This is a genomic window from Rhizobium sp. UBA1881 (genome assembly GCF_002338015.1).
Taxonomy (GTDB): domain Bacteria; phylum Pseudomonadota; class Alphaproteobacteria; order Rhizobiales; family Rhizobiaceae; genus Rhizobium.
In genome coordinates, this window is the sequence record NZ_DDHH01000021.1 from 5,140 (window position 1) to 13,015 (window position 7,876).

A 7,876-nucleotide genomic window follows, 5' to 3' on the forward strand; every position below is an offset into this window, starting at 1 on the left:
TCGGTTATTTCCAAGGTTTTACTGTCTTTTCTCGCGCTCGTTTCGGGTTTGGCGCTGATTTCCTGCGGCTCGCTGATGCCGAAGGAGCCGCCGGGGCCGATCTATGACGTGCGCAGCGCCGTGGTTCTATCCGGACCGAAAGTGCCGCCGGCCGTGCTTGCAGGCGTGGGCGATCGCGTCAACAAGGCGATCAACGCCACCGTTCGCACCGAGGTCTATCCACGCGTCGTGCTCACCATCCGCGTCGTTTCCGTCACCACGGGGCAGGGATACGACAAGAGCCAGAGTTCTGCGAATGTTACCGTCGACGCGGCTTCCGTCGACGACGGCACTGTTATCGCCGTGTCGAAATTCGATGTGCTAAGCCGCTCGAACCTTTCGGACGCATCCGACGAAATTCTTGCTGAAAACATCTCAGCGCGTATCCGGTCGATCTTCACGCTCAGCCCGGGTTCGGAATAATCGCGCCGCAACGGGAGGTCGCCTTGAAGGAAATTCTCGAAGAGCTCGAACGTCGTCGTGACATCGCCCGCAAGGGCGGCGGCGAGGCCAGGATCGAGGCGCAGCACAAGCGCGGCAAGCTGACCGCGCGCGAGCGCATCGACCTCATTCTCGACGAGGGTTCCTTCGAGGAGTTCGGCATGTTCGTCGAACATCGCTCCAGCGATTTTGGCATGGAGAAGAGCCGGATCGCCGGCGATGGCGTGGTGACCGGCTGGGGCACGGTGAACGGCCGCACGGTCTTCGTCTTTGCGAAGGATTTCACCGTCTTCGGTGGCTCGCTGTCTGAGGCGCATGCCGAGAAGATCATCAAGGTCCAGGACATGGCGCTGAAGAACCGGGCGCCGATCATCGGGCTCTACGACGCCGGCGGCGCGCGCATCCAGGAAGGCGTGGCAGCGCTCGGCGGCTATGCAGAGGTGTTCCAGCGCAACGTGCTCGCCTCGGGCGTCATTCCGCAGATCTCGGTGATCATGGGCCCCTGCGCCGGCGGTGATGTCTATTCGCCCGCGATGACCGATTTCATCTTCATGGTGCGCGACACCTCCTACATGTTCGTGACCGGCCCTGACGTCGTCAAGACCGTGACCAACGAGACGGTGACGGCCGAGGAACTCGGCGGCGCCTCGGTGCACACGACGAAATCCTCGATCGCCGACGGCGCCTATGACAACGATGTCGAGGCGCTGTTGCAGGTGCGGCGGCTGATCGACCTGCTGCCGCAGTCGAACACGTCTGCTGTGCCCGAGATCGAATGTTACCAGTCGGTGACGGAGACGGATGCGTCGCTGGATACGCTGGTGCCTGCCAATGCCAACAAGCCCTACGACATCAAGGAACTGATCCTGAAGACGGCTGACGAGGGGGATTTCTTCGAGATCCAGGCGAGCTTCGCCAAGAACATCGTCTGCGGCTTCGGGCGGATCGAGGGCTCGACCGTCGGCTTCGTCGCCAACCAGCCGATGGTGCTGGCCGGCGTACTGGACAGCGATGCCTCACGCAAGGCGGCGCGCTTCGTGCGCTTCTGCGACTGCTTCAATATCCCGATCGTTACCTTTGTCGACGTGCCGGGATTCCTGCCTGGCACGGCGCAGGAATATGGCGGTTTGATCAAGCACGGCGCGAAGCTGCTTTTCGCCTATGCCGAGGCGACCGTGCCGAAGCTCACCGTCATCACCCGCAAAGCGTTCGGCGGGGCTTACGATGTGATGGCGTCGAAGCATCTGCGCGGGGATCTCAACTATGCCTGGCCGACGGCGCAGATCGCCGTGATGGGCGCCAAGGGCGCTGTCGAGATCATCTTCCGCAAGGACATCGCCGATCCAGAAAAGATCGCCGAGCATACCCGGATGTACGAGGAGCGGTTCCTGTCTCCGTTCGTGGCGGCGGAGCGTGGCTATGTCGACGAGGTGATCATGCCGCACTCAACGCGGCGTCGGCTGGCGCGCGGACTGAAGATGCTGCGCAACAAGGACCTCACCAATCCCTGGAAGAAACACGACAATATTCCCCTCTAAGGTGAAGATGTCGTGGAAAAATGATGAAAATCAAGTGGATGTGATGGGAGCATCAGAAATCGTGACTTCTCTGTTTTCAACCAGATCGCTAACGCTCCTCTGTCTTATGACTTAAGGAGAGACTTATGCCCAGTTTCGAACGCCTCAACGCGTACCAGCCCTACGCGCTGGCTGCGCTCCGTATTGTTACCGCCCTGCTTTTCATCGAGCACGGCACGATGAAGCTTTTCGCCTTCCCGATCCCGCAGGGTGCCGGCGGTCCGCTGTCGCCGCTGTTCCTGTTCGCGGCCCTGCTCGAGTTCATCGGCGGCATCGCGATCCTCGTCGGCTTCCTGACCCGTCCGGTTGCCTTCATTCTGGCTGGCCAGATGGCTGTCGCCTACTTCATGGCGCACTTCCCGAGCGGCTTCTTCCCTGCCGTAAACGGTGGCGCCGAAGCAATCCTCTACTGCTTTGTCTTCCTGTTCCTGGTCTTCGCAGGCGCGGGCGCATTCGCGATCGACAAGCGCAACGGCGGTCATCACCTGATGCGTCTGGCCGGACAGACGCGTCAGCATTGCGGCGGCATCCGCGGCGTCGCGCGGCTTTTCCAGCACGTCGCCGTTGAGCACGACGATAGTATCCGCGCCCAGCACCGGCAGGTCCTGCTCCGCCACGGCGACGCCAGCACGCGCTTTGTCATTTGCCAGACGGCGCACATAGTTTTCCGCCGCTTCATCAGGACGGCGTTGCTCTTCAACATCGGTATGGAGACGTTCAAACTGCAGGCCAAGCTGCGTCAGCAGCTCACGTCGACGCGGTGAACCGGAAGCCAGATAGAGGGATAGCATAAAATTCCTTACTGAACAGCGAACTGACGACGAATCTTTCTCATCAATAAGAATAGCCAGGGCCAGAGAATCCCGTCGATAACGCTGCTCCAGAAAATTTCAGGCCTGAATGAAACGTTGATCACCAAGAATTCCGCCCAAAAGACAATCACGTCCACCGCCAGTGACAGCACCATAACCATTAAAGCCTGCTGCCACAACGCTAAGTTGCGGAAAAGCTGGAATTTAAAAGCGACCAGGTAAGCGATGATGCTGAGCGCCAGCGCACGCACGCCAAGGGTGGACCCGGCAATCAGATCCATTACGCCGCCCAGCACAAAGCCGGTGCCGACGTTGACGCGGTGCGGCAGCGCCAGCACCCAGTAGACCAGGATAAGCAGGATCCATGATGGCCGGAATATATAGAGCTGTTCCGGCCACGGCATAATCTGCAATACGAGAGCGGCAAGAAAGGACAGCCAGATGACCCAACGCCCCTGGCTGCGGTAACGACTCAAGGCTGGCCTCCGTGCCCGTTCGCAGGCGCGCTTTGCGCGCCGTTGCCGCTGCTGGTCGGCGCAGGCGGTCCCATTTGCGCGGATGGCGCAGGCGGGCCCATCTCGCCCGCTGGCGGCAACACCTGCGGCATCATTTGCATCAGGCGCTCGTTAGCGACGCGATGGACTTCATCTGGCGCCATCGGCATTTCGCCGTTCTTGTCCGCGCCCCACAGCAGCAGCAGATAGCGCAGGCGTTGCAGACCGGCGGTTGGCCGCGCCTGAATCACGGTATAAGCCCGCTGCGTATCCACCTTCACGGAAGAGACAACCGCGACCGGATAACCTTCCGGGAAACGACCGCCCAGCCCGGACGTCACCAGCATATCGCCGACGCGAATATCGGTATTGCCCGGCAGATGCTCCAGCTGCAGATCTTCGGTACAGCCGTTACCTGCCGCGATGACGCGAATGTCGTTGCGCAGCACCTGAATCGGCAGCGCGTGCGACGCATCGCAAATCAGCAGAACGCGACTGGTCACCTGGCCGACGGCGATCACCTGACCAACCACACCTTTGTCACTAATGACCGGCTGGCCTTCGTAGACACCGTTAACGCTGCCTTTGTCGATAACTACTTGATCAGTGTAGGGATCGGTGCCGGTGGAGATCACCTGCGTCACCATCTTGTGCTCATCCTGACGCAGCGGCGAGCCCAGCAGTTCGCGCAGGCGCGCGTTTTCCTGCTTATATTGCCCCAGCATCAGCAGGTCGCTGTTTTTCAGGAAAAGCTCGCGGCGCAGGGCTTTATTTTCCAGCTCAAGCTGCTGACGTGACGCCAGCGAACCGGAAATGCCGTCAAGAATCTGTCGCGGGCCGTTGGCCAGGAAATAAAACGGGCTGACCGATGTGTCCAGATAGTTGCGAATTTGGGTAAACGACCCCAGGCGGCTGTCGGCGACGATTATCGCGATGGCTACTATCACCGCCAAAAACAGGCGCAACTGCAGGGAAGGTCCCCTGCTAAAAATCGGCTTCATATATTCTGCGTGTTCCTCGACAACAGGTAAGGAAGTACGGCCATCGCCGTACTTCCCTGGGCTGGACGTCTGACGCTAACGCACACGGCGTTAGCTTCCACGCGACTCCCTGCGCATTTCGATTCAGGTCTCAGCCGATTGAGGCGATTATTCTTCGCTGAACAAATCGCCGCCATGCATGTCGATCATTTCCAGCGCTTTACCGCCACCGCGCGCCACGCAGGTCAGCGGATCTTCTGCGACGACCACCGGAATACCGGTCTCTTCCATCAGCAGACGATCCAGGTTGCGCAGCAGCGCGCCGCCGCCGGTCAGCACCATGCCGCGTTCGGAGATATCCGACGCCAGTTCCGGCGGGCATTGCTCCAGCGCGACCATTACTGCGCTCACGATGCCGGTCAGCGGCTCCTGCAGCGCTTCAAGAATTTCATTTGAGTTCAGCGTAAAGCCGCGCGGCACCCCTTCCGCAAGGTTACGACCGCGTACTTCGATTTCGCGTACTTCGTCGCCCGGATAGGCTGAGCCGATCTCATGCTTGATACGCTCCGCCGTCGCTTCGCCAATCAGCGAGCCATAGTTACGACGCACATAATTAATAATGGCTTCGTCGAAGCGATCGCCGCCGATACGGACCGACGAGGAGTAAACCACGCCGTTCAGGGAGATGACCGCCACTTCGGTGGTACCGCCGCCGATATCGACGACCATTGAGCCGGTCGCCTCTGAAACCGGCAGGCCAGCACCGATTGCTGCCGCCATCGGCTCTTCAATCAGAAAGACTTCGCGCGCGCCCGCACCCTGCGCGGATTCACGAATAGCACGACGCTCTACCTGAGTCGCGCCGACCGGCACGCATACCAGCACGCGCGGGCTCGGACGCATAAAGCTGTTGCTGTGCACCTGTTTGATAAAGTGCTGCAGCATTTTTTCAGTAACGAAAAAGTCCGCGATCACGCCATCCTTCATCGGGCGAATCGCTGCAATATTACCTGGCGTACGGCCGAGCATCTGTTTTGCATCATGGCCAACGGCCGCCACGCTCTTTGGGGACCCGGCACGGTCCTGGCGAATGGCAACCACGGAAGGCTCGTTCAGCACGATGCCTTGTCCTTTTACATAAATCAGGGTATTCGCGGTACCCAGGTCAATGGACAAGTCATTGGAAAACATGCCACGAAATTTTTTAAACATATCTAAAGGATAATCCTGCAAGCTGGGGGCGGAAAATAAAATCCGCTTACTTTACCAACCACGCGAAGCCGCCACAAGGCGCAAAAACGTTCTGCTTCGGTGAAAAAATAGACCATTTTGACTTAATACGATCGTCAGCGAGAATTAACGGGAGTAAAACAGCGGTATTCACCCGTTTTACCCGCTTTCTGCGCCTGTTCTGGCGCGCTCGTTCGACATAAAATCTAACATTTCCGCTACAGGATGTTGGCGATGCCGCCGCCGCTGCCTGTCGGCAAAAGCCTGCTTTAGACGGCCGCCCTCGGAACGGGCTAAATATGATAGCGTTGTGAATACTTTTTCACATTACTGTTTACCGGCAGCGACGGCGCAAAAAGATCGCCCTGCCCGCCCGATACGCCCAGGCCGATAAGCGTCTGCCATTCAGCGTGCGTCCGCACGCCCGTCGCGAAAACCTGCGTCTGGGCGGATTTGCACACTTCCAGCAGGCTCTGCACAAACAGCTGGTTTTCGGTACGCCGATCGATATTGCGCACCAGGCCGGGATCGAGCTTGATCAAATCGATGGGGAATTGCCTGATATAGGCGCTACTCACCACGGTTAAACCGGCCTGATCGACAGCGATACGACAGCCAAACGCCTGCAGCGCGCGGAATACTGGCGCTAAGCGGTTGATGTGTTGACAAACATCTGCCTCAGCAAGTTCAAATAAAAATCGTTTTCTTTGCCCTTTCGTACACTGCAACAGCATATTCTGCAGCCAGTTGATAAAAGGACGCTGTAGCAGCGAGTCGATATTAATCGGCAGCGCCAGCGTTTCGTCAGGCCAGACATCAGATAAGGCGGCGATACGCGTGACCAGCTGGCGATCCCAGCCGTCCGCCATGCCGAACTGCAGCACCAGCGGCATAAACTCAGCCGCCAGCACCTCTTTATCGCCGTCGAAGATACGCATCAGCAGCTCGCGGTGATGGACGCTGCCGTCCAGCAGCACCGCCGGTTTCTGATAGAGACGCGGGCCGCCGCGGCTCAGGGTATTTTCCAGCAGCGTTCGCCAGCGCACGCTGCCGCGCCCGGCGTCCAGCGGATTGCCTTCGCCGTTGGACCAGTTGTTGCCGCCCAGCAGCGCCGCGCGCCGCGTCGCCATTTCTACGTTATCCATGACCTGCGACACGCTCTGGCCGCTGTGCCAGGCGCTGATGCCGATATGGATCAGATCGTCGCGGTTCACCATGCGCATCGGCGGCAGCGAATCCACCGCATTGATCAGCTGGTCCGCGATGCCGTTGGCCTCTTTCAGGCTGCGATGCGGCAGCAACACCGCAAAATCGCTGCGAAAATAGCGGGCCAGCAGCGCGCCGGGATAGCGCAGCACAAACGTAGAGAGCATATTGACCAGATCGTAGAGATACTCATCCACCAGCGTCGTGCCCAGGGTTTCATTGAGCATATCGAGATCGGGCAGGCGCACCATCATTACCACGCCGTGCGTGCCGACATCTTCCTGATCCTCCAGCAGCGTCGCCAGCTGGTTATCGAAAAAAAGCCGATTATTCAGGCCGGTGCGGCTGTCCTGCGCGGCGAAGGCGCGGATCAGCGTGTCGATGCGCAGCCGCTGCTCGCCCGCCTCCTGGAGATCGTTCAGCAGCAGATCGATAGCGCTGCTGGCGCGCGGCGGCCATTCATCGACGTCACCCTTGCGCAGCTGCGTTCGTTCGCCCGCCAGAATCGCCTCGGCGCGCTTTTCCAGTCGTTCCATGCCGCGCCACTGCCGGTTGAGCCAGCAGTGCATCATAAACAGCAGCAGGCTCATCACCAGCACCACAAAGAGAATGGCCGCCAGGGTATAGACGCCGGTAAAGGACTGGAACCAGGTTCTGGCGGGATCGAGCACGACGACGCGCAGCGTGACGCCCTGCTGATGCAGCAGCGGCACGTCAAACTGAATAAAACGGTTGGTTTCATCTTCCAGCATCGGGTTTTCATGCCGGTTAAGCCTGAACGTGACCTCCCTGCCGTTGCGCAGCTCGACCCGTTCGGCATTAATTACCGTCATGGTGTGCAGCATCCAGCTGCGCAGTGCGTCAGTGGGCTGCGTCAGCAGCGCTTGATCCACTTCGGTCGCCAGCGTTTGTACACGTTCTTCAACACGCTGGTGCGTTAGCCAGTAAACGCTAAAAGCGCAGCCCACCAGCATTAGAAACATGGCCAGTAAGCTTAAAGAGGTGATAAACGCAGATAGTTTCGTGGTTATTCGCATCCCTGTGCCTGTTCGCTGCGGTAGTGACCCGTTTGCCCGCCCTGCGCCGCGCCTGACGCA

The 7,876-nt window shown here is 59.3% G+C and carries 6 protein-coding genes and 2 pseudogenes; 3 read left to right on the forward strand and 5 right to left on the reverse strand.

Annotation, left to right across the window (positions count from 1 at the left end; genetic code table 11):
• Positions 1 to 6: 6 nt before the first annotated feature.
• The 3 genes and pseudogenes from B3605_RS01965 to B3605_RS01975 all read left to right on the forward strand — a co-directional run.
• Complete coding sequence (locus B3605_RS01965; RefSeq protein WP_296431944.1) at positions 7 to 462, forward strand: hypothetical protein; 456 nt, start codon at positions 7 to 9, stop codon at positions 460 to 462.
• Between the two features lie 23 nt (positions 463 to 485).
• Positions 486 to 2,018, forward strand: coding sequence for an acyl-CoA carboxylase subunit beta (locus B3605_RS01970; RefSeq protein WP_112974080.1), 1,533 nt, complete (start codon positions 486 to 488; stop codon positions 2,016 to 2,018).
• Between the two features lie 125 nt (positions 2,019 to 2,143).
• Positions 2,144 to 2,527: pseudogene (locus B3605_RS01975) on the forward strand (DoxX family protein); the annotation flags it as partial.
• 18 nt (positions 2,528 to 2,545) lie between these two features.
• Here the strand turns inward: B3605_RS01975 and B3605_RS25785 are convergent.
• The 5 genes and pseudogenes from B3605_RS25785 to csrD all read right to left on the reverse strand — a co-directional run.
• Positions 2,546 to 2,848: pseudogene (locus B3605_RS25785) on the reverse strand (Maf family protein); the annotation flags it as partial.
• 8 nt (positions 2,849 to 2,856) lie between these two features.
• Positions 2,857 to 3,345, reverse strand: a complete 489-nt coding sequence (gene mreD / locus B3605_RS01980; RefSeq protein WP_120455071.1) for a rod shape-determining protein MreD — start codon at positions 3,343 to 3,345, stop codon at positions 2,857 to 2,859.
• Positions 3,342 to 4,364 carry a rod shape-determining protein MreC gene (gene mreC, locus B3605_RS01985; protein ID WP_296431918.1) on the reverse strand — a complete coding sequence of 341 codons (1,023 nt, stop codon included), beginning with the start codon at positions 4,362 to 4,364 and terminating at the stop codon, positions 3,342 to 3,344. The genes mreD and mreC overlap by 4 nt, the downstream gene beginning before the upstream one ends.
• Before the next feature lie 147 nt (positions 4,365 to 4,511).
• Positions 4,512 to 5,555, reverse strand: a complete 1,044-nt coding sequence (gene mreB / locus B3605_RS01990; protein WP_003855260.1) for a rod shape-determining protein MreB — start codon at positions 5,553 to 5,555, stop codon at positions 4,512 to 4,514.
• 311 nt (positions 5,556 to 5,866) lie between these two features.
• Positions 5,867 to 7,876, reverse strand: a 2,010-nt coding sequence (gene csrD, locus B3605_RS01995) for an RNase E specificity factor CsrD (RefSeq protein ID WP_296431942.1), incomplete at its 5' end; no start/stop codon positions are given.